Genomic DNA, 21655 nt, shown 5'->3' with positions numbered 1-21655 from the left:
CGCCGGTCTCCCCTCTCTTCTGGCAGCCTGAGCTCATCCCAACAGGGTGTCCCACAGGACGCCCGAACTTGCTACAATGTCTGCGGCGCGGAACCAGCCTCCCGCGCCGCTTTTCTTTTTTGGCCACATGCCACCAAGGAGAACCTCCCCATGCACAACAAGCGCGTGCTCGTCGCCATGAGCGGCGGCGTCGATTCCAGCGTGACCGCGTATCTGCTCAAAAGTCAGGGTTACGAATGTGTCGGTGCCACCATGCGCCTCACCTGCCCCGCGCCCGATCCCACCACGGGCATGAGTAAGGTCGACCGCGACATCGCCGATGCAAAGGCCGTCGCCGAGCGCCTGGGGATACCCCATCACGTGCTCGACTTGCAGCAAACCTTCGACCGCAACGTGATCGAGCGCTTTGTGAACGCCTACCAGGAGGGGCTGACGCCTAACCCGTGCATCATCTGCAACCGCCATATTAAGTTTGGCGCGCTGCTCGATGCGGCACTCAATATGGGCTGCGATTACATCGCCACAGGTCACTACGCCAAAACGAGCCAGGCGTCCGACGGAACCTGGCAGCTGCATCGCGGCGAGGACCCTAAAAAGGACCAAAGCTACTTTTTATATTCGCTTACGCAGGAGCGCCTGGCGCACACGATCTTTCCGCTGGCAGGCCTGGACAAGGAGCACGACGTGCGCCGCATTGCCGCCGAGCAGGGCTTTGCCAACGCCAAGAAGGCCGAAAGCGAGGACATCTGCTTTATCGCGGATGGCGACTATGCGGGCTATATCGAGCGTCGGTGCGGACATCCCGCTACACCGGGCGATATCGTATGGCGCGACGGCAGCGTGGTCGGACGCCACAACGGCGCGTTGCGCTATACCATCGGCCAGCGCAAGGGCCTGGGCGTCGCGATGGCGCATCCCGTGTACGTAACGGGCGTCGACGCCGCCAACAACATTGTGCATCTGGGCGAAGCCGAGGACCTAACCGCGGCGGCGCTAACTGCCAATGAGTGGATCTGGAGCGCGCCGGCAGAGTGCATGGAGGCCGAGCTCGATGCCGGCGGCATTCGCGTGGGCGCCAAGTACCGCTACCGACAGAAAGACCAGGCAGCGACCCTTACGCGCGGCGAAGACGGGCAAATGTTGCTGACCTTTGACGAGCCGCAGCGCGCCATCGCCCCCGGACAGGCCGTCGTCGTCTATCGGGGCGACATCGTCCTGGGCGGCGGCACCGTGACTGCCGCCATCAAATAGCCCCACCCCCTTCATAAGTTGCGGTGAAATAGGGACTGTTTGGTGGTTTTAAACGCTTAAACAGTCCCTATTTCACCGCAACTTAGAGAGGACGGCCTCGGTCGGTACTGCCGTGCCAGCCGAGGCCGCTGCATCGTTAGCGCTGTACGTAGGCGCGGACGAGCTCGAAGGTGTTGCGCACGCCGTCAATGTGGCTGCGCTCGTAGTTGTGGCTCGCGTACACGCCGGGGCCGATCAGACCATGGCGAATGTCGTAGCCGGCCGAGAGCGTGGCCTCGACGTCGGAGCCGTAGTGCGGGTACACATCGATGGCGTAATCGAGCTCCAGCTCGCGCGCGATGTTGGACAGCGTGGTTACCAGATCGTAGTTGTACGGACCGCCCGAATCCTTGGCGCAAATCGAAACCATGCGCTCGGTGCAGCCCAGGTCGTCGCCCACGCAGCCCATGTCCACGCTGATCATCTCGCGCGTGTCGGCCGGTACAAAGGCACCGCCGTGGCCGACCTCCTCGTACACCGTAAAGAGCAGCGATACCTTGCGCGAAAGCGTCACCTCGCCGTCGGCGACGGCGCGGGCCAAACCCAGCAGAATCGACGCGGACAGCTTGTCGTCAAGGAAACGGCTCTTGATGTAGCCGCTCTCCGTCACCGTGGTGCGCGGGTCCATAGCGATGATATCGCCGGTCTGAATACCCAGCTCAAGCACATCGTCCTTGCTGTCAACGTTCTCGTCGAGCAGGATTTCCATGTTCTTCTCGATGGTCTTGACCGGCTCATCGGCCACATGCGCCGAAGGCTCGGTGTTGAGGACCACGCACGTGTAGACATTGCCGTCGCGCGTATAAACGGTGCAGTTCTCGCCATCGGCCGTGGACCACTGGTGCCCGCCGAGGGTCGTGGGGCGCAGGCGACCATTGTCCTTAATGGAGCGCACCATGGCGCCCAGGGTATCAACATGGCTCGCCAACACGAGCGGCTCGCCCTCGCCGCCAAGCTCAACCAACACGTTGCCCTTATTGGAGCGCTCGGGCCCAAAGCCCATATCACGCAACGTTTCCATCAGATAGTCTGTCGCCGCACGGGTATAGCCCGTAGGCGAAGCAATCGAGGTAAGCGCCTTAAGCTGTCCAGCGATATAGGAGAGCGTCTCCTCTAGAGAAGCATCAACATTAGAAGCCATATGCATCCTTCCAAGTAAAACTAAGACCGAGTCCCGATTTTAACCGTTCTGCACGTGCAATGCCCCAGGAGCCGAACCGCCTCCAGACGTCCCCGCACCGGTTTTGTGCACACACACGGTTTACAATCCCAATCTTGAATAAATCCTATCGGTATCTGCATAAAAATGAGGCATCTATTTGCTTCGTCTCAGGGTACCCCACCTTGGACCGTGCAAAAAACGGAGTATTCAGCACCGTGGGCCCCAACGGCCCCATCACAAACGACATAACGACGCGGTTGCAGCAGTGTTGTAGGCCGGCGCAAACCAAAAACGCAGTGGCAGCCCCCTCCGCTCATCGATAGCCCACCCACAATGGCTTTCGATGAGCGTCTGCGGGCTGCTGCGGCCCACTCACAACGTTATGCATTTTTCAGAGCCTGCTGAATACTCCCAAAAATGCACGCTGAGAAGTGCACCACCTATCCGCAGCGGGCAGCATGCCTTAGTTTTGCTCGCCTCAGGGCATCGACGCAGCACAAAAAGCCCCGCCGTGCTACGCACGGCGGGGCCAGCAGCAAGTCAAAAGGCCATACGCCTACGGACGAAGGACCACCAAACTGGGCTAGGCAGCCGGGCAAATCTTCTTGAAGAGCTCGATGACGTCGTCGAGCGTCGCCTCGCGCGGGTTGCCCGGGAAGCAGGCGTCGGCCATGGCGTCCTTGGCCAAGACCTCGATCTCGTCGGCCTTCATGGCCTCGCAGACGTGCGGGATGTTCACGTCGGCAGAGAGCTGCTTGACGGCGGCGATGGCGGCGTCGGCAGCCTCGTCGGTGCTCATGCCCGTGGTGTCAACACCCATGGCAACGGCAACCTTGGCCAGGCGCTCGGCGCAAACCGGCTTGTTGAACTCCATGGCGATCGGCAGCAGCATGGCGCAAGCGACGCCGTGCGGGGTGTCGTAGTGAGCGGACAAGGTGTGAGCCATGGCGTGGTCGATGCCCAGGCCAACATTGGAGAAGCCCATGCCGGCGACATACTGGCCAAGAGCCATGCCCTCGCGGCCGGAGCCGGGCTGACCGGACTTGGCCTCGGCGACAGAGTCGCGCAGGTTCTCGCTGATCAGCTTAATGGCCTCAAAGTGGAACATGTCGGAGAGCTCCCAGGCGCCCTTGGTGGTGTAGCCCTCGATGGCGTGGGTCAGAGCGTCCATGCCAGTGGAAGCGGTAAGGCCGGCGGGCATGGAAGCCATCATGTCGGGGTCGACGACGGCGACCTCGGGAGCGTCGTTGGTGTCGACGCACACGAACTTGCGGACCTTCTCGGGGTCGGTGATGACGTAGTTGATGGTCACCTCGGCGGCGGTACCGGCGGTCGTCGGCACGGCGATGGTGAACACGGCGTGGTTCTTAGTCGGAGCAACGCCCTCGAGGCTGCGGACATCGGCGAACTCGGGGTTGTTGATGATGATGCCGATGGCCTTGGCAGTGTCCATGGAGGAGCCGCCACCGATGGTCACGATAGCGTCAGCCTCGGCGGCCTTGAAGGCCTCGACGCCGTCCTTGACGTTCTGGATGGTGGGGTTGGGCTTGATCTCGGAGTAGAGGCTCCAAGCGATGCCGGCAGCGTCGAGCTCGTCGGTCACCTTAGCGGTAACGCCAAACTTGACCAGATCGGGGTCGGAGCAGACGAAGATCTTCTTGTAGCCGCGACGCTGGAGCTCGCCGGGGATCTCCTTGATGGCGCCGGAACCATGATAAGAGATGGTGTTGAGAACGAAACGATTAGCCATTGATAGCCTCCCATCGTGTGCGGGGCGCCCATTACGCCCCACGCTATGAGTCCCATCCTAACGCTTTTGAAACAAAAAACGCATGAGAACGTCAAAAGTGTTAAAGCGTTTCAACATAATAACGGAGCCCCAGTCCTTCCCTCCCGACAGCAGCGAAGGCTAGATTATAGGAGCAATCGCCCAAAGAATACGACCAACTCAGTCAATAAATTGTTTCTGTTTTAGCAATATATGTTTGACAATACGTTTATAAAAGGATACTTTATAGTAAATAAAATGCATGCAGCAAATAGCGTCATTCATTTTGTTAGAAATTGCCCATGCGGTTATTGCAGCTGCATGTACCGCAACGTACAGCGCAATTCTCCGCACGAAGTAGAAGACGGTTCCAATTCGATCGAGGCGATGACGCGTGATGGCTACTGGTCCTAAATCGAGCAAGACGGCTACAAACGAATATCGAATCTCAATTGAAGGTAATCCTTATCCGCATACTCTGGCTCTCATCAACCCAGCGGGAGACAACCTCAACATCAAAAGACATGGGTTCACGGGTCCACTAGGACAGCTATCGAGTCTTAAATATACCGTTTATGACGATGCGAATGAAAAACTCTTCACTGTCGTCGACGGTGGCTTTAGCAACATGCCCAGGGTTGCGCTCATCATCGAACACAAGGAAGTTGCGGTGTTCGATTATGGTCTAAACAGACTTGAGATGAAGTGCGTAACGAACATACCGAATTACGCAATAAAAGGTAACTTCCTATTTGGAGATTACGATATATTCAGCCAACAGGAAGTGAAGCTATCTTCAGTTATCGTCCTTCAATGTGATAAACAATCGTGCTTTAGCATACAGGTTTTGGATAAAGCCGAATTAGCCGCCGCAATTGGAATACCTACAGCCATTGCCCTTCTTAGGGCTCGGATTGAAGAGCATCTCGAATAAATCGCAAAAAGCAGTTCGTAACAACATTCAGGAGCTAGATAGTTTTTCTGGCTCCTGAATGTTGTTACGAACATGCACCTTAGCGCTTAAGACTCGTGGTCTGCCAGTCAGCTACGATGCGGGCCCATTTCCTGTGCAAGTCGCGTTCGCGATCGATAAACATGATGGCAAACGCGATAAACAGCAGCATGCTCGCCACCGCAATGGCGTGCAGGCCCATGCGCTCAATGCACCAGTTGCCCAGCACGGCGCCAAACACAAAGGTGAAGATCACGCCAAAGTACAGTGCGCCGTTTTCCAAAAAGCCGCGCTTGTGGGTGATGATATAGTCGTCCACGTTTTGCAGGGCGTTGCGCAAGTTGCCGATGCACATGGTCGTAGCGATGCCGTGACCGTGGATCTTGCGGAAGCTCTCGACCTGCATGCCGCAGGCAAACGAAGTGAGGCAGTTGGCGAGCAGGTTGTAACCGCCACCGGGGATAAAGCTCACGCCCAGCAAGATGACGGCTTCAAAGAACACCGTCACTTGGCGCCAGTGAATCACGCTGCCAAACCGTTCGTGTACCAGGTCGGCAAGCATAATGCCCACGGCAAACGACACCACGGGGAAGAAGTAGCGCCCCGCAAGTGCCCAATTGCCCTCCGAGATGCTCACGCCCACAAGCAGGATGTTGCCCGTCTGCGCGTTTGCGAAAACATGGTCGCGCCCAATGTACGAATACACATCCATAAAGCCGCCGGCGAGCGCCAGGATAATGCCCAGTTCGATGGACTCCGATATCTGTTTGGCACGCTGCATCGTCGTGCATCCTCCTTGTTGACGACCCTCTCGTGCGTTGGCGGAAACATAGCCGCCGTTCATACTGTAACCCATTGACAACATGGCGTGCGCGCGAGACGAACCCTTCAGCGCAGGGATACACAGTCTGGAAACAAACGACACCCGCACCGACACGCCGATCCGCCAGCTCGTGTACTCCACCAGTCTTTTTAGCCCCGTCCCAAAAAGACTGGTTACAATTACGTGCAGCATACAAACACCGGGAGGGATCGTGGCAAAAAAGCCTCAGCACGCTCAGAACAACCAGCGCAGTCAGCAGGGCAAACAGGGCCAGCAACAAAAGCGCGGCGGCAAGGCGCAGGCCACGGTCGCCCGCACCAAGCATTCCCAAGCGACGCCCGCCCGCCCCTGGCGCCCGGGCCGCGATAGGTTCCTCCCCGTCAGCCGCGCCGACATGGATGCGCGTGGCTGGGACCAGTGCGACTTTGTCTACATCTGCGGCGATGCCTACGTGGACCATCCGAGCTTTGGCATGGCCATCATCAGCCGCGTGCTCGATGCGCACGGCTACAAGGTGGGTATCATCTGCCAGCCCGACTGGACCGACCCCGCCAGTATCACCGTGCTCGGCGAGCCGCGCCTGGGCTTTCTCGTCAGCGCCGGCAACATGGACTCCATGGTCAACCACTATTCGGTGACCAAGCACCGCCGCCACACCGATGCCTATACCCCCGGCGGCGAGGAGGGGCGCCGTCCCAACCGAGCCGTCACGGTCTACGGCAACCTCATCCGCCAGACGTTCAAGGACGCTCCCATCATCATCGGCGGCATCGAGGCAAGCCTGCGCCGCCTGGCCCACTACGACTACTGGCAGGACAAACTCAAGCGCTCGGTACTGCTCGACTCGGGCGCCGACATCCTCATCTACGGCATGGGCGAGCATGCGATCGTCGAGATCGCCGACGCGCTCGATGCCGGACTGCCTGTCGATCAGATCACCTACGTCAACGGTACCGTCTACCGCACGGGTTCGCTCGACGAGGTCTACGACTACGACCTGCTGCCCAGCTGGGACGACCTTGCCGCTGACAAGCTCAACTACGCGCGCAGCTTTAACGTGCAGCAGCAGAATATGGACCCCATCACCGGCCATCGCCTGGTAGAGCCCTACCCCAACAGCGTCTATGTGGTGCAGAACCCGCCGTCGGCGACGCTCACCACCGATGAGATGGACGAGGTTGCCGAACTCCCCTACGCACGCGATTGGCATCCCGACTACGACGCGGCAGGCGGCGTGCCGGCCTTTGCCGAGATCAAGTTTTCCATTAGCTCCAACCGCGGCTGTTTTGGCGAGTGCTCGTTTTGCGCGCTCACCTTCCACCAGGGACGCGTGCTGCAGATGCGCAGCCACGACTCGATCATGCGCGAGGCCGAGCTGCTCACGCGCGATCCCGAGTTTAAAGGCTACATCAACGACGTGGGCGGACCGACGGCTAACTTTAGCCGCCCGGCCTGCGACAAGCAGCTCAAGCACGGCGTGTGCAGGAACAAGCGCTGCCTGTGGCCGAGCGTGTGCAAAAACATGGTGGTCGACGAGAGCGGATACACGCAGCTGCTGCGCGACCTGCGCCAGCTGCCGGGCGTCAAGAAGGTCTTCGTCCGCAGCGGCATCCGCTTTGACTACACCATGGCCGACTCCTCGGACGAGTTTTTGCGCGAGCTGCTGGAGCACCATGTCTCGGGCCAGCTACGCGTAGCGCCCGAGCACGTGAGCGACGCGGTGCTGTCCGTGATGGGCAAGCCGAGCCGCGCCGTCTACGACGCGTTCTGCCGTAAATTTGAACGCCTGAACCGTGAATACGGACTCAAGCAGTACGTGGTGCCGTATCTGATCTCGAGCCATCCCGGCTCGACGATGAAGGAAGCCGTGGACCTTGCCGAGGCCGTGCGCGACATGGGCTACATGCCCGAACAAGTGCAGGACTTCTACCCCACCCCGTCCACCATGTCGACCTGCATGTACTACACCGGCGTGGACCCACGCACCATGCAGCCGATCTACGTGGCACGCGACCCGCACGAGAAGGCCATGCAGCGTGCGCTCATCCAGTACCGCAAACCCGAGAACTACAAGCTCGTGCACGAGGCGCTGGAAAAAGCCGGCCGCCGCGATCTGATTGGCTACACCAAGCATTGCCTGATTCGTCCCGTGCCCCCGCGCCCGGGCGAGACGTCTGCTGGCGGCGGACACGGCACCGGCAAGAAGGGCGGCAAGGCCCACGGCGGCGCCACCGGCAAGGGGCCCAAGGGCAGCAAGGGCCACGGTGGCATGTCGCGTGCGCAGAACACCGCCGGCCGTAACCGCGCGGCCCAGGGACGTCAGGGCGCCAACGGCGGCGGACGCCGCAATTAGGACAGCGGTGCTGTCTCTATGCCCGTCTCGCATGCGTGGCGCAGTGAGCGCATCGTCTCCACGAGGATTATGCCGGCTATGGTGACCGTGATTATCACGTCGAGCGGTGTGTTCACAAACCACAACAGACCCATCAGGTACGACCCAGCGTTAAAGGCAAAGTGCAGCAGGATCGTGTAGCGGAGCTTTCCGGTGGTCACGAGCACCCAGCCAAAGATGAGGCCGGCGGCACCTGCATAGCAGCCCTGCACCCAGTTCATGTGCATAAAACCGAAGATCGCCGCCTGCAACACGACCGCCGCGGCGATACCCCAGGTACTCGGGGCCGCCCAGGGCACCATGGCGCCGTCTTGCGCCCGCGTGCGACGCAGGCGCTTCCAAAGTGGGCGGCACTGCGGGTTAAACGCTCGAAGCGAAAACTCAAAAATGATGCCGCGCACCAACAACTCCTCGCAAAAGGGAGCGCCGAGCACCGTGGTCAGGACGGCAAGAAGGTTGGTATCGCCCATGCCTGTTTCCTCGACGAGCTCGCTATAGTCTGCCGCAACCTCGGGCAGCAGCGACAGCACGCCGTCGCATAGGTAGCTAATGACCGCCTGCATGGATAGGCCGATCACGACAACGCATGCGATGCGCTTCCATGCAGCATTTGCTCCCCCGCCGAGCGGGCGCTCACCTTGCCGGCGCGCCATGAAGGAGCGGGGCCACAGATAGCGCCACCACAGCAGCGCCATCAAAAACGACGCCGTCTGAGCGGCAGCCTGGAACCATTGGATATCGAGGTTGTCGATCGGGAAACCCGTCAGTGCCGACACGATGTCCAGCGCGGAGAACAAAACAATGCTCAGGGCAATATCGGCAGCAACAACACCAAAACAGGCAAGCGCCCAAACCAGCGCATTGAGCATGCCAACCTCCTCAAAACCCGGCACTTAGGGACGTTCCTTAACTGCCGGCAGAAAAAGAACGTCCCCAAGTGCCGGCAGTTTGGGACAGTCATTGTTGATGAGAATCGGGCGCAGTGCCAAAAGCCCCGTTGGGCGAGATGTCGAACGGGAAGGTGCCGCAGCGATTGAACGCGGCGATGAACATGCGGATTGCGTTGGACGGCGTGGTGCCCACAAGTTGGGTTGCCGCCGCGAAGGCCGCCTTTTCCTCGGGCAAGACCTTCGCGACTACCGGGGTCATGTGTTCTGCCATGGCGCTTCCTTTTTGAAACGACGGTAGTGCGGATAGATGCGGGCCACGCGGCTGGGCGACGGGCTGTGAAGGCAACCCGATTGGCCCGCATCCGGAGTTTGTTTCTGCGGCGTTGGTATTACTTGGTATTCCTAAGTATTACCCCGCAGATAGAATACCACACCCGCCCCATGGGGACGGAGAAAAACGGATTATTTTGTTGCTGAGTAGGTATTTAGAGCGTGATGATGTCCGAGATATTGAGGGCCTGAGCGTCGGCGACATCGTGCGTGGCAAGCAACAGCATGCGGCCATTGAGGAGGTCGAGCATGACCTCGGCCGTCGCATCGCGCGCAAAGGTGTCCAGGCCGGTAAAGGGCTCATCCAAAATGACGGCACAGCCGCCACACAGCAGGGCGCGGGCGATCTCGACACGACGGCGCTGTCCACCCGAAAGCTCGGCCACGCGCGCATGCACGTCGATTCCCGGCACCAACCGGCGCAGCAAGGCCGCAGCGCTCGAAGCACTCACGCGCGCGTCGGCGCACACCAGCACGTTATCCAGGGCAGAAGCATCCTCGACCAGGCGCACATCCTGAAACACCATGGAGCACGGCGCGCACTCCCCCGCCGCAAGGGCAAGGAGCGTCGACTTGCCCACACCCGAGGCGCCCATCACACAGATACGCCCACCCGCGGGCACGTTGAGCACCAGCCCGTCGAGCGCCGGTGCCCAGGGCGCGCGATCGCCCACGGCAAGCGCAAGCTCCGCCGCAGCGCCATCGCTCGCAGCCCCCGCACGGCCGCGCAATCCATGCCCATGCGACTGCACCGCCGCACGCCACGCCGCAGGCCCCGAAGCCCGCAGCAGCCACACCAGCACGCGCTCGCATGCCCACGATGCCGCCACGACCAACACGGTCCACGCCAGCAGATCAGCCGTCTCAATCAAAAGCTTTGCCTGATAGATGCGCTCACCCACGGTGTCCGTCGCCATGCCGATCAGCTCCGCCGCCACGCCGGCCTTCCAGCTCATGCCAATCACGGCACGGGCGCACGAAAGCACAAACGGCAGAACTTCGCGCCAGGTATGGGCGCAAAACAGTCGCCAGCCCCGCACGCCATGCAGGCGGAACATCTGCTTCAGCGGTTTATTCACCTGTGCCAAGCCCTCGGCCAGCGAAAAATACACGCCCGGCAGCGCCATCAAAAAGACTGCCGCGATGCTCACGCGCGCCGATCCCAGCCAGATAAGCAACAGGACCACCACGCAGGCGACCGGCGTCGCCTTTACAAACGACAGCGCCGGAGCCACCAGGTGCGCAAACGCACGCGACCGCACCGAGACTCCCGCCAGCACGCCGCCGCACACCGCGGCAAGTGCCAGCCCGCCCAGTATCCGCGCGCCCGAGCCCGCCAAAATCGCCCAGGTACCGCCATCGCACACCAGGCGCAGCAGCGCCAAGGCAACAGCACCCGGCCCCGGCAAAATCAGCGGCTGCGCCACCAGCGCCGCCACCAGCATCCACACGGCAAGCCAAAAGGCGGCGACAGCACCACCTGCCGCCACCGCCTTCATACGCTCTGTCATTTGTCGAGCAAACGCACGCACGGGCTACTCCATGTAGTAGAAATCGTCAGCCGGGAGCTTACCGCCCACGGCGCTCGCATCCGCATCGGCCAGCACCTGCAGGTATCCACCGAGCGCCGCCTTCATATCTTTCCCCGTCTGGCACACGAGCATGCACCCGGGAATCGCCTTTTCGGCGATCTTGGCGTTGTCCACGATGCCGGCATCGACCACGGCCTGCGCCCAGTCTGCCGGCGCCGCATTGACAGCCTTAACGCTCGCCGCATGGCAGCTCAAGAACTCCGCAACGGCCTCGGGATGCTCCTCGGCAAAGGCACGGCGCACCACGGTCACGCCCGTCAGCAAACGGGAGCCTGTGTCACCCGCGAGCTCGTCCCACACATCGGTCAGGCTCACCGGTGCCGACAGCTTGCCCTCGCTCTTGGCGATGGCAGCGGTCTTGAATGGCTCCGGCAGCACGCCCACGGCGGACGGGTCGGCAAGCAGGGCCGACAGCACCTCGGTGGGTTCGCTCTTAAACTCAAGCGCCACCTGGCCAGTCAGACCTGCGCGCTCCAGCAGGTAGTTCATGACGTACTCCGGTGTGGTGCCCTTGCCCGTCATATAGACGGTATGGCCCGCCAGATCGCCAAACGAGGCCACACTCGCGTCGCCCGTCACCACATTCAGCACGCCCAGCGTGTTGATGTCGATGACCTGCACCGCGCCCTCGGTCTTGTTGTAGAGCACACTCGCCACGTTGGCGGGCACCAGGGCAATGTCGATATCGCCCTGAATGACCTTGGGCACAATCTCATCGGCGGCAGTATTGATCGCAAAGTCGAACTCATTGTCCGTCTCGCCATCGGCCGCCCGGTCCATAAACTGCACCAGACCAATCGAGGTTGGCCCCTTGAGCGAGGCGACGTGCACCTCGACCGGCTCTGCGGCAGCACCGGCGCCGTCCGTGGCAGCCGAGCCCGCGGCGGACCCGGCACCGGCACCCCCGCCGCCACAGCCCGCGAGCGCAAGTGACAGGGCGCCCGCGGCGAGCGCCGAGGCAAACCCCCGGCGCGACATTTCAAAATCAAACGCGCGCATCGCTAGCACGTCCCCTCGTTAGGCATCGTCCATGCGTGATGATCGGTATGCAGCAATTCCTCGGCCAGCGGCGAGGGCGGCGCACCCAAGAACTCGCGATAGCATACCTGAACATCGGGGTTCTCGTGCGAGAAGCGAATGTCGGCCGCCGCATCGAGGCCCCAGAGCACCTGGCCGCGCTCTTCCGCCAGCTCGCAGCCGTCATGGATGGGCTGACCACCGCCACCGACGCAACCGCCCGGACACGCCATGACCTCGACGAAGTCATAACTCACGCGGCCGTCGCGAATCGCGTCAAGCAGGCGGGCGGCGTTGCCCAGCCCGTGCGCCACGGCGACGCGCACCTTGGTGCCATCGATATCGGCCACGGCTTCCTTCCAGCCGTCCAGGCCGCGCACGTCGGTAAAGAAATCGGCATCGGGGTTCTTGCCCGTCACCAGGTAGTAGGCCGAGCGCACGGCGGCCTCCATCACGCCGCCCGTGGCGCCAAAGATCACACCCGCGCCCGTGCCAAAGCCCAGCGGCGTATCGAGCGGCTCCTCGGTAAGCGTGTCAACGCTCACGTGGCTCGCGCGAATCATGCGCACCATCTCGCGCACCGTCAGCGCAACGTCAACGTCGGGCGTACCGTCCTCGCCCACCATGCTCGGCAGCGCACACTCGGCCTTCTTGGCCGTACACGGCATCACGGACACCACAAACAGGCGCTCGGGCTCCACGCCCAGCACCTTGGCGTAGTAGGTCTTGGCGATGGCGCCAAACATCTGCTGCGGCGACTTGGACGTGGACAGGCTGTCGACAAACTCCGGATAGCGCGCCTTCACAAAGCGCACCCAGCCCGGGCAGCAGCTCGTAAACATGGGCCAGCCGCGACTGTCGCCCTCGCCCTTGGCGGCCTTACCCAGGCGCTCGAGCAGCTCGGAGCCCTCCTCCATAATGGTGAGGTCGGCCGAGAAATCGGTGTCGAACACGTACTCAAAGCCAACGCGGCGCAGCGCGCAAGCCAGGCGCTCGACGGTAGCCTCCTCGCGCGGAATGCCGAGCTCCTCGCCCCAGGCGCTACGCACGGCCGGCGCAATCTGCACCAGCACGATTTTGTCGGGATCGGCGAGAGCATCGAACACGGTCTCGGTATCGTCGCGCTCGCGCAGTGCGCCCGTCGGACAATGTGTAATGCACTGGCCGCACGCGACGCAATCGGTCTTGCCGATCGGCGCGCGCCCGCGGGTACCCACGGCGGTATGCGTGGCGCGGTTGGTCAGGTCCCAAATCCCTAAGCCCTGCACGCTCTCGCATACCTTGATGCAGCGCATGCATTTGATGCACTTGTCGTTATCGCGGATGATGGGGAAATCGAAGTCCCAGCCCTCGCGCGCCAGGTGCTGCTCGTACGGCAGATAGAAAATGCCAAGGTCGTTGGCGATGGTCTGCAGGTTGCAGTTGCCGCTGCGCACACAGCTCGTACAGCGCGAGTCGTGCTGGGACAGCAGCAGCTGCACGTTGGTGCGACGGGCCTCGCGGGCCTTGGGGCTGTTGGTATGGACCACCATGCCGTCGAGCACGTAGTTGTTGCAGGCGGCAACCAGCTGGTCGCAGCCCTCGACCTCGACCACGCACACGCGGCAACCGCCGATCTCGTTCAGATCGCGCAGGTAGCACAGGGTGGGAATCTGGATGCCGACGGACTTGGCCGCATCCAGGATCGTGGTGTGCTCGGGCACCACGACCTCACAATTATCGATCGTGAGCTTGACCATGTTGAGTGCTCCGCTTTCGGTGTTGTCGCTGACAGTGGTTTTGTTGGGCTCTACCATTCCAGGTTCCTCCCTCCGCGGAACGCGCCAAAGCCAAAGTGGTCGCAACGCAGGCAGCGGCTTGCCTCCTGGCGTGCCTCCTCCTCGGTAAGACCTTGCTCGACCAGATTCCAATCGTGGATGCGCTCGCCGGCTTCGCGCTCGCCCAGCTCGCAGCGGCCGCACTCGTGCTTGCCCTTAAACTGCACGGTCGGCAGCTCAACGTCGAGTTTGATCTTGTGGTCAAAGCCCAGATAGCGGTCGATATTTGCCGAAGCAACGCGGCCGGCGTTGATGGCACGGATGACGGTGGCGGGGCCGGTCTGGCAGTCACCGCCGCTAAAGAGGCCATCGAAGTTAGGCACGGCGCCATCCGAATCGGTGACGACGCGACCCCACTTGCAGGCGATGCCCATGTCCTCAAACGGCTTGGAATCGATGTCCTGGCCAATGGCCACAAACACGCGCTCGCAGGGAATGACGCGCTCGGGCGTGGCGGCGGCACGCGGGGCCGGACGCCCACGACGGGGCTCGCCGATGATCTGCGGCTGCACGCGCAGGCCACTCACGCGACCTTCCTCGCCCGTCTCGATAGCGAGCGGGGCGGTCAACTCCAGTACCTCGCAGCCCTCGGCCTGGGCGCCGGCGATCTCGGCGTCCTGGGCCGTCATGTCGCAGATGCGACGGCGGTAGACGATGCTCACCTTTTCGGCACCGCAGCGCACGGCGGAGCGCGCCACGTCCATGGCCACGTTGCCGCCGCCGATGACGCACACGCGCTGGCCGCTCAGGTCGGGCAGCTCGTCGTCGCCGATGGCGCGCAGCATCTTGACGGCCGACTCCACGCCGAGCGCTTCCTCGCCCGGAAGGCCGAGCTTCTTATCGCTGTGGGCGCCAATGGCCAGGTAGACGGCATCGAACTCGTCGCGCAGGCGGACAAGCTCCTCGCCGTTCACGGAGTGGTCGAGTTCCGCATCGATGCCGGCGCTCAAGATCCAGTCGATCTCGGCCTGCAAGCGCTCGCGCGGCAGACGATAGCTGGGGATGCCGTAGCGCAGCATGCCGCCCAGGTGGTGGCGCTGCTCAAAGATGGTCACCTTATGGCCCATCACGGCCAGGTAGTAGGCGCAGGAAAGGCCGGCCGGGCCGCCGCCGATCACAGCAACGCGCTTACCGGTGTTGTCCACTACATGCGGCTTGTGATCGTTGAGGTCACTGTGCTCAACGGCAAAACGCTTGAGGGCGAGGATGTTCATGGGGTCGTCGACCATGCCACGGCGACAGTGCATCTCGCAGGGATGCTCGCACACCAGACCGCAGACGAGCGGCAGCGGGTTGTTCTTGCGGATGACCTTGACGGCATCAGCATAGCGGCCGGCCTCGACGAGCGAAATGTAACCGGGAATGTCGACGTGTGCCGGGCAGCCCGAGACACACGGAACGCGGGCCTCGCGATCAAAGCCGCAGGAATGCTCACGGATGTGGTGCTCAAAGTCATCACGGAAGCCACGAATAGCCGTGAGTGCCATGGCGCCGGCCTCGTAACCGATGGCGCAGTCACTCGAAAGGTAGATAGTGCGGGCCGTGCGCTCAATCAGGTTGAGCGTGGACTCGTCGGCGCGGCCCTCGAGCACATCGGCAAGCAGGTCGCTCAGCGCGCTCAGGCCCACGCGACAGGGCGTGCACTTGCCGCAGCTCTGGGTGGAGCACAGGTTGACGAGCGCTGCCGTAAACTCCACGGGACACGGGGCGAGCGAGCTCACCGCCAGACGACGTCCGAGCGCATCGTGCAGGTCGTCCATGACGGCCTGAGCGTGGCTGCGTTCCATTACATGCAGTCGAGCCATAAGATCCCCTCTCACATGGCAGCCCGGAGGCGAGGCCGGGCGAAATTGCTACACGCACAACACTGACCTAAAAAGTTGTTAGGTCTCAACGCAGTTCGGCAGGCGGCATGAAATGTCACCCTCAGCGGTGAAATAGAACATTACCGCAGATAAATGCCATATTTGATAAAACGCGTTACCAAATGACAATGCCCCGTCCACGCAATCACGTGGACGGGGCATTACTCTAGGTATGCGGCCAGCGACCCTGTTGCTTTTACTTAAGCTCGGGCCAGTAACCCTTGTTGGCCTCGATCATGTCGTCGAGAACCTCCTTGGCGACCTTCATCGAAGGCACGGTCTTGTTGAGCGTAAAGGCCTTGAGTGCCTTCTCGTACGAACCCTCGATCGTAGCCTCGACCACGAGCTTCTCGGAGTTCAGCTGCTGCATCATGAGGCCCTGCTGGAACAGAGGAATGTTGTCGCGGCTGATGACCTCGGGGCCGTTCTTGCCAATGTAGGCAGGCAGCTCGACCATGGCGTCGTAAGGCATGTTAGGGATAGCGCCCTTGTTCTCGCAAATGACCAGGAAGCGCTGCTTGGTATCGTTCTTCAGAGCGATGGCCAGGTCGGCAATCCAGTCGCCGTGGCTGCCCGCATAGAACGTGCTCTCGTCGATCTCGCCCGTCTTCTCGTAATGGTCGATGCCGTCGAAGAGGTTCTTCTCGCGCGTTTCCTCAACCTCGTTAGCACGGGTGCGCTCGGGGTTGGAATGCTCGACGAACTCCTTCTGCTGCAGGTAGTAGTTCAGATACGTGTTGGGCAGGTACTCCGGGAAGCACTCCATGATCTCGTACTCGCCCTTCCAGACGTAGTACCAGCTGCCCTTGGTGTGGCGGTTCTGCTCGGGGTGCTCGTCGGTGGCCTCCTCGGGCTTCTTGGACATCAGCGAGCTCATGCCCTTGAGGTAGGAATCGGGCAGCAGAATCTCATGCTCCTTGATGTACTCGCGCAGCTGCGGGAGCACCTCCTCGCCCTTGTGGCGGATCGAGGTGAACCAACCAAAGTGGTTGAGACCAAAGTAATCGTACTCGACATCCTTCTTGTCGATATCGAGCGCGGCGCAAACCACGTCGATAATCGCGATCGGCATGTCGCAGATGTTGATGATGCGAGCGTTGGGACGCAGGACGCGGCAGCCCTCGGAGACGATGGCGGCAGGGTTGGAGTAGTTAAGAATCCAGTAGTCCTTCTTGGCATACTTCTCAACGTCGTCAATCAGCTCGACCATGGGGAAGATGGTGCGCATGCCGTAGGCAAGGCCGCCGCAACCGCAGGTCTCCTGGCCCACGCAGCCGTGACGCAGCGGAATCTTCTCGTCCTGCTCGCGCATGGCATAGCCGCCCACGCGCATCTGGGCAAACACGAAGCTCGCGTCCGTAAAGGCAGTCTCCTTGTCGGTGGTCACCGTGAGCTTGATGTCCAGGCCAAGGTCCTCGTGCAAAATCCAGTCCACGAGCACGCCGATCTTGCGCTGGCGCTCCTCGTTGATGTCGTACAGACGAATCTCGTCAACGTCGAGCTCGTCCTTGCGAAGAGCGATGGACTTGACGATGCCGGGGGTAAAGGTGGATCCGCCACCACACAGAGTAATGATCATTGTTTACTGCTCCTTCTCAATTGCGTTTTCGACCTTGTCGCGCATCTCGGCGACCTTCATGCCAAAGATGATCTGGATATTGTTGCCGTTGCGGTTGATGCCGCTGTTGGGCACGTGGTTGATAAGGTTCTCATCGATGAGGTCCGGGTTCTTAACGTTCACGCGGAGACGCGTAAAGCAGTTCTCGAGCTCCTCGATGTTGTCCTTGCCGCCAAGACCTGCGACCAGGTCGGCAATGCCCGCATCGACGCCCTCTGCGGGAGTCGCGGCAACAGCACCCTGCTTCACCGCGACAGACGCGGCGGCCTCGCCCTCGGCAACGGACTCAGCAAGCTCGGACTCTTCCTCGCGACCAGGCGTGTGGAGGTTGAGCTTCTTAATAAGGAAGGTGAAGAGGAAGAAGTACAGCGCAGCGTTGACGACTCCAAGCACCAGCATAACCGGCCAGTTGGTCTTATCGACACCGAGGACCAGGTTGGAGACCACGATGTTGATGATGCCGCCTGCAGTCGAAGCGGGCACGGAGAGGACCTTGAGCAGGACCAGGAAGATGCCGGAAAGAACCGAGTGGACGACAAAGAGCACGGGAGCGGCAAAGACAAAGAGGAAGTCCATGGGCTCGGTCACGCAGGAAAGCACGGCGGTGATGATCAGCGGGATGATGACGGCCTTGGTCTTGTCCTTGTTCTGCTTATAGGCGGTGAAGATAAAGGCGAGACCGATGCCGATGTAGGGCCACAGGTTGTTGAAGGTGTAGCTGTTGAAGTAGGTGCTATCGGAGAAGGGCTGGCCCGTCATTGCCATCTCGGCAACACGGATGGGATAGGCGCCGGCGATAACCTGATCGCCCAGCGTCAGGGTGCCACCCACATCGGAGAACTGGAACGGGGTGTAGATGAGGTGATGCAGACCGGTGGGAACGAGCAGCTTGTTGAGCATGCCGTAGATAAACAGACCGATGTTGCCCGACTCCTTAATGATGCCGGCAACGGAGGAGATGGCACCCTGAACCGGAGGCCAAACGATGCAGAAGCCGGCGCCCATGATCCAGGAGATGATGATCATGATCAGGAACGGGAAGCGAACGCCCGAGAACATCGAAAGGGCAATGGGGAACTGCTTGTTCGAGTACTTGTTGAACACGGCACCGGTGATGCAACCAAGAATGATGCCGCCGAACACGCCGGTATCGAGCACCTGGATGCCCATAACGGTGGCCTGGCCGGTTCCGGTAAGACCGAGCATACCGTTCGCCTCGGCAAGAGAGCCGGTGGCGTTGAGCACGATGTTGTTAGCCTGCAGGAACAGGAAGAACGACATCAGGGCGATCAGCGAAGCGTGGCCCTTGTTCTTCTTTGCCATGGCGCCGGCGATGCCCACGCAGAACAGAATCGAGAGGTTGTTGATGATAAACATCAGCGACTGATAGACAACGGCGCCCACAAGCTGGAACGGACCGGAGCCCAGCACAGGAATCACGGCGCAGATGGTCTTGTTGGTCAGAATAATGCCCACGATGAGCAGGATGCCGGCAACCGAGAGATACATCATCGGCTGAACGATCGACTTCGCGAACACCTCCAACGGCGCTTTGAAATTGAACTTCTTTTTTGCGGTCATAGCGGTACTCCCCTTCCTTTTCCGCAAATTGAGATAGGTGTGCCCTAGACAAGACCGTGAGCCTTGCCTTATATCAATCGATGTGTGGGCACGTTATGCCTAGAGACCAGGTTCTCCAAGCAGGTTAACAATGTGATATGCGAGATAACTCTTCTCGGCATCGGTAACGACAACGTTATAGGTAGACGCCAAGTGGTCGGCAATTGACTCCGCGCACGAGAACGCCCTCGGATACGCCGTTTCATCGATACGGAACAGCGCGTCGCCATTGACCTGCCCCGCCGCGGGATCGAGCGCTCGCTGCGCAAAAAACTGCAGATGGCGAACGAAACGCTCGTACGGCAACGAGGTGACGTCAAGGGTCGTGGCATAGTGCTCGGAAACAATCGCGAGCACGTCGCGAACAAGCTGGACCGAAACAATCAGACGGTCAGAGCGCTGCGGCATGGTGGCGTTGACGATATGCAGCGTAATAAAACCCTGCTCTTCTTCGCTCATCTGGATGCCCATATACTCCTTGATAATCTGCAGCGCACGGCCCGCAAGCGCGTACTCCTTGCGATAGAACTGCTGGATCTCGAGCAGCAGCGGGTTCTCGCAGGGAACGCCTTTGCGCTCGCGCTCCAAAGCAAGGCTGATATGGTCTGCGAGAGCAATGAGAATCTTGTCGTTGATATCAACATTGAGCTCTCGACGGAGCATCTGAACGATGTCCTCGGAAATCACGAGGTTGACGGTGGGGATGGACTCCAAAAGATGTGCCAAGCGGTCAATCGTACGCGAATCCTGAGAAGTTCCCTCCTGCAGCGCATAGGTCTTTTCGACCGACGCCTCGTCGATAGCGTCGCCGGCATGGCGGCCAAAGCAGAGGCCTCGGCCGATGACGATGAGCTCGGAGCCATCGTCCGAAGTGACCATTGCGACGTTATTGTTGAAAACTCGCTTGATAACCACGGTACCCACCACAAGAATTTACTCGGAAAGCCAGACGACAGGCTCTTTAACAGCAACAGGGCCGGAAGCATGCTCACGAAGAGTCGAGTTCTCCGAACGCTCGCACACGATAACGAAGACCGTGGGGTCGAAGCCAGCGGCGCGAACCGCCTCGAAATCGACCTCGACGAGGGGCTGGCCCGCGTCGACATGGTCACCCTGAGCAACAAGCGCATGGAAGCCCTTGCCCTCAAGTTTAACAGTGTCGATTCCGATATGCAGCATCACCTGAGCAGAGCTGTCGTCGGACATGATGCCCAGCGCGTGCTCAGTCGGAAACAGCGCCGCGACGGTGCCGGAAACAGGAGCGCACACCGTTCCCTCTTGGGGAACCACGGCAACGCCATCGCCCACGGCACGGCTGCTAAAAGCGGGGTCATTGGTATTTTCTAGATGAACAAGCTCGCCGGAAACGGGAGCGAGGATTTCGAACTCGGAAGCTGCAGTCTTCTGCTCATCCGAACCGCCCATCAGGCGAGAAAAGAAACCCATGGTGGCATGTCCCTTCATAAATATAGCCCAACCAAAATCAAGCGAATGCATCCATAGAGACGCACCCGTTCAAAGACTTTGGTTAGGCCCACGTCCGAGGGACTCGGTAACCTTCCGCATTTTTTTTTACGCGAATTATTGTAGACAAGCCCAAAGCCGGAACAATCATTATGACCGGCGAACGGTATTTTTTCTTCGATAAACGGTATTTAGGCGGCACTTAGGGACGTTCCTTTCCCGCCGGCACCCAGGGACACTCCTTGCAGCAATTTCGCATGCGTTAGATGAAGAGCTCGCATTTCTTCCGCACGACGCAAACCTTGCTCAGCATCTGGGAAACAGCGGATAGCTCGTTGGGATCAAGCTCGCGAGCGCCTCGCGGGCATACGGCGATGCAGCGCATGCAGGAGATGCACGCCTCGTCAGCTGCTCGCTTGGGGTCGCCCTTGTCGATAGCACAAACGGGTCACGCCGCGGCGCATGCACCACAGGAGACGCATTCCTCTGTTGCCTCGGGTGCCATACGGCGACCTCCAGCTTGTTTATAAGGACGATTGCCGGGGATAGAGGGCTCGGACGCATCCTCAGCCAACAGCTTTTGCTGAATTTGTTGCGCAAACTCTGCGAGCTGCGCCGCATCCTGCGCATCCGGACGACCGGCAGCAAACTGTCGCGCAATGGAATGTTCTGCAATGGCTGCAACTGCCGCGATTACCCGGAATCCCGCATGCTTCGCAACGTCCTCCAGCTCTACGAGCGTGTCCTCAAACGCGCGGTTTCCGTAGACGCACACCAGAACGGCCCGCGCTCCGTTGCCGTGAACCATGTTCAGTCGGTCGACCGCCATGGCAGGGACTCTGCCGGCATACGCTGGCACGGAGATAACAGCCACGTCGTCCTCAGTCATCGAGACAGCGCTGAGATCTAGCCCGCTATCGGTCAGATCGACGGTAACGGTATTATTGTCCAGCGCCCCGGCCACAAGGCCAGACACCTTCCGCGTTCCACCCGTCGGACTAAACACAATTTCGAATACGCTCATCGAGGCACCCTCTCCCTACGCCTGGCAACGC

18 protein-coding genes are annotated in these 21655 nt (G+C 60.6%); 3 read left to right on the top strand and 15 right to left on the bottom strand.

From position 1 onward, the window contains the following. Positions 1–27 precede the first annotated feature (27 nt). Positions 28–1251: a tRNA 2-thiouridine(34) synthase MnmA gene (mnmA, locus tag DW195_RS05010; RefSeq protein WP_255413539.1), complete on the top strand. Its 1224-nt coding sequence runs from the start codon at positions 28–30 to the stop codon at positions 1249–1251. Positions 1252–1387: 136 nt separating this feature from the next. Here mnmA and DW195_RS05005 read toward each other — a convergent pair whose 3' ends face one another. Both DW195_RS05005 and fucO read right to left on the bottom strand, forming a co-directional pair. Then, positions 1388–2431, bottom strand: coding sequence for a M42 family metallopeptidase (locus DW195_RS05005; RefSeq protein WP_118206034.1), 1044 nt, complete (start codon positions 2429–2431; stop codon positions 1388–1390). Positions 2432–3035: 604 nt separating this feature from the next. Further along, positions 3036–4202, bottom strand: coding sequence for a lactaldehyde reductase (fucO, locus tag DW195_RS05000; protein WP_022094861.1), 1167 nt, complete (start codon positions 4200–4202; stop codon positions 3036–3038). A gap of 415 nt (positions 4203–4617) precedes the next feature. On the opposite strand from fucO, the gene DW195_RS04995 reads away from it, so the two are divergent. Beyond that, positions 4618–5154: a hypothetical protein gene (locus DW195_RS04995; RefSeq protein ID WP_117757906.1), complete on the top strand. Its 537-nt coding sequence runs from the start codon at positions 4618–4620 to the stop codon at positions 5152–5154. A gap of 79 nt (positions 5155–5233) precedes the next feature. Here the strand turns inward: DW195_RS04995 and DW195_RS04990 are convergent, their stop codons facing one another. After that, positions 5234–5953 carry a YoaK family protein gene (locus tag DW195_RS04990; protein ID WP_118206033.1) on the bottom strand — a complete coding sequence of 240 codons (720 nt, stop codon included), beginning with the start codon at positions 5951–5953 and terminating at the stop codon, positions 5234–5236. Between the two features lie 253 nt (positions 5954–6206). Here DW195_RS04990 and DW195_RS04985 point away from each other — a divergent pair, with 253 nt between their 5' ends. Then, positions 6207–8348, top strand: coding sequence for a YgiQ family radical SAM protein (locus DW195_RS04985; protein ID WP_233540822.1), 2142 nt, complete (start codon positions 6207–6209; stop codon positions 8346–8348). On the opposite strand, the gene DW195_RS04980 is transcribed toward DW195_RS04985, so the two are convergent. From DW195_RS04980 to DW195_RS04930, 12 genes are all read right to left on the bottom strand, one after another. Next, positions 8345–9256, bottom strand: a complete 912-nt coding sequence (locus tag DW195_RS04980; protein WP_147356488.1) for a CPBP family intramembrane glutamic endopeptidase — start codon at positions 9254–9256, stop codon at positions 8345–8347. The two genes, DW195_RS04985 and DW195_RS04980, sit on opposite strands and share 4 nt — an antisense overlap. A gap of 88 nt (positions 9257–9344) precedes the next feature. After that, positions 9345–9548 (bottom strand): hypothetical protein, encoded by a 204-nt coding sequence (locus tag DW195_RS04975; RefSeq protein WP_117734431.1) that lies wholly within the window; start codon positions 9546–9548, stop codon positions 9345–9347. A gap of 214 nt (positions 9549–9762) precedes the next feature. After that, the gene (locus DW195_RS04970; RefSeq protein ID WP_147356487.1) at positions 9763–11139 is read right to left on the bottom strand and encodes an ATP-binding cassette domain-containing protein; all 1377 of its coding nucleotides are present in this window, start codon (positions 11137–11139) and stop codon (positions 9763–9765) included. A gap of 3 nt (positions 11140–11142) precedes the next feature. Further along, entirely contained in the window at positions 11143–12198 is a 1056-nt protein-coding gene (locus DW195_RS04965) for an ABC transporter substrate-binding protein (protein ID WP_118206029.1), read from the bottom strand. A gap of 2 nt (positions 12199–12200) precedes the next feature. Further along, positions 12201–13955 carry an NADH-dependent [FeFe] hydrogenase, group A6 gene (locus DW195_RS04960; RefSeq protein WP_118206052.1) on the bottom strand — a complete coding sequence of 585 codons (1755 nt, stop codon included), beginning with the start codon at positions 13953–13955 and terminating at the stop codon, positions 12201–12203. 50 nt (positions 13956–14005) lie between these two features. Then, positions 14006–15838: an NAD(P)-binding protein gene (locus tag DW195_RS04955; RefSeq protein WP_118206028.1), complete on the bottom strand. Its 1833-nt coding sequence runs from the start codon at positions 15836–15838 to the stop codon at positions 14006–14008. Between the two features lie 256 nt (positions 15839–16094). Beyond that, positions 16095–17477, bottom strand: coding sequence for a 6-phospho-alpha-glucosidase (locus tag DW195_RS04950; protein ID WP_117583957.1), 1383 nt, complete (start codon positions 17475–17477; stop codon positions 16095–16097). A 3-nt stretch (positions 17478–17480) separates the two neighbouring features. Continuing rightward, positions 17481–19097 carry a PTS transporter subunit EIIC gene (locus DW195_RS04945; RefSeq protein ID WP_118206027.1) on the bottom strand — a complete coding sequence of 539 codons (1617 nt, stop codon included), beginning with the start codon at positions 19095–19097 and terminating at the stop codon, positions 17481–17483. 99 nt (positions 19098–19196) lie between these two features. Beyond that, positions 19197–20051, bottom strand: coding sequence for a PRD domain-containing protein (locus DW195_RS04940; protein ID WP_117862088.1), 855 nt, complete (start codon positions 20049–20051; stop codon positions 19197–19199). An 18-nt stretch (positions 20052–20069) separates the two neighbouring features. After that, the gene (locus DW195_RS04935) at positions 20070–20582 is read right to left on the bottom strand and encodes a PTS glucose transporter subunit IIA (RefSeq protein ID WP_158559620.1); all 513 of its coding nucleotides are present in this window, start codon (positions 20580–20582) and stop codon (positions 20070–20072) included. Positions 20583–20862: 280 nt separating this feature from the next. Further along, positions 20863–21036, bottom strand: coding sequence for a 4Fe-4S binding protein (locus tag DW195_RS10745; protein ID WP_370215087.1), 174 nt, complete (start codon positions 21034–21036; stop codon positions 20863–20865). Positions 21037–21048: 12 nt separating this feature from the next. After that, positions 21049–21624 (bottom strand): 4Fe-4S ferredoxin, encoded by a 576-nt coding sequence (locus DW195_RS04930; RefSeq protein WP_199576312.1) that lies wholly within the window; start codon positions 21622–21624, stop codon positions 21049–21051. Between the last annotated feature and the right edge of the window lie 31 nt (positions 21625–21655).

The sequence above is a fragment of the Collinsella sp. AM17-1 genome (assembly GCF_003470665.1).
Classification (GTDB): domain Bacteria; phylum Actinomycetota; class Coriobacteriia; order Coriobacteriales; family Coriobacteriaceae; genus Collinsella.
The sequence above is the reverse complement of the archived record's forward strand: the minus strand, read 5'-3'. Positions and strand labels throughout refer to the sequence as shown.

Excerpts from the sequence above, each read along its gene's own strand:
- DW195_RS04980 (WP_147356488.1), bottom strand. The coding sequence starts at position 9,256 with ATGCTCAATGCGCTGGTTTGGGCGCTTGCCTGTTTTGGTGTTGTTGCT.
- DW195_RS04960 (WP_118206052.1), bottom strand. The coding sequence starts at position 13,955 with ATGGTCAAGCTCACGATCGATAATTGTGAGGTCGTGGTGCCCGAGCAC.
- DW195_RS04930 (WP_199576312.1), bottom strand. The coding sequence starts at position 21,624 with ATGAGCGTATTCGAAATTGTGTTTAGTCCGACGGGTGGAACGCGGAAG.
- DW195_RS04990 (WP_118206033.1), bottom strand. The coding sequence starts at position 5,953 with ATGCAGCGTGCCAAACAGATATCGGAGTCCATCGAACTGGGCATTATC.
- fucO (WP_022094861.1), bottom strand. The coding sequence starts at position 4,202 with ATGGCTAATCGTTTCGTTCTCAACACCATCTCTTATCATGGTTCCGGC.
- DW195_RS04955 (WP_118206028.1), bottom strand. The coding sequence starts at position 15,838 with ATGGCTCGACTGCATGTAATGGAACGCAGCCACGCTCAGGCCGTCATG.
- DW195_RS04975 (WP_117734431.1), bottom strand. The coding sequence starts at position 9,548 with ATGGCAGAACACATGACCCCGGTAGTCGCGAAGGTCTTGCCCGAGGAA.
- DW195_RS04965 (WP_118206029.1), bottom strand. The coding sequence starts at position 12,198 with ATGCGCGCGTTTGATTTTGAAATGTCGCGCCGGGGGTTTGCCTCGGCG.
- DW195_RS04945 (WP_118206027.1), bottom strand. The coding sequence starts at position 19,097 with ATGACCGCAAAAAAGAAGTTCAATTTCAAAGCGCCGTTGGAGGTGTTC.
- DW195_RS04950 (WP_117583957.1), bottom strand. The coding sequence starts at position 17,477 with ATGATCATTACTCTGTGTGGTGGCGGATCCACCTTTACCCCCGGCATC.
- DW195_RS04995 (WP_117757906.1), top strand. The coding sequence starts at position 4,618 with ATGGCTACTGGTCCTAAATCGAGCAAGACGGCTACAAACGAATATCGA.
- DW195_RS05005 (WP_118206034.1), bottom strand. The coding sequence starts at position 2,431 with ATGGCTTCTAATGTTGATGCTTCTCTAGAGGAGACGCTCTCCTATATC.
- DW195_RS04935 (WP_158559620.1), bottom strand. The coding sequence starts at position 20,582 with ATGGGTTTCTTTTCTCGCCTGATGGGCGGTTCGGATGAGCAGAAGACT.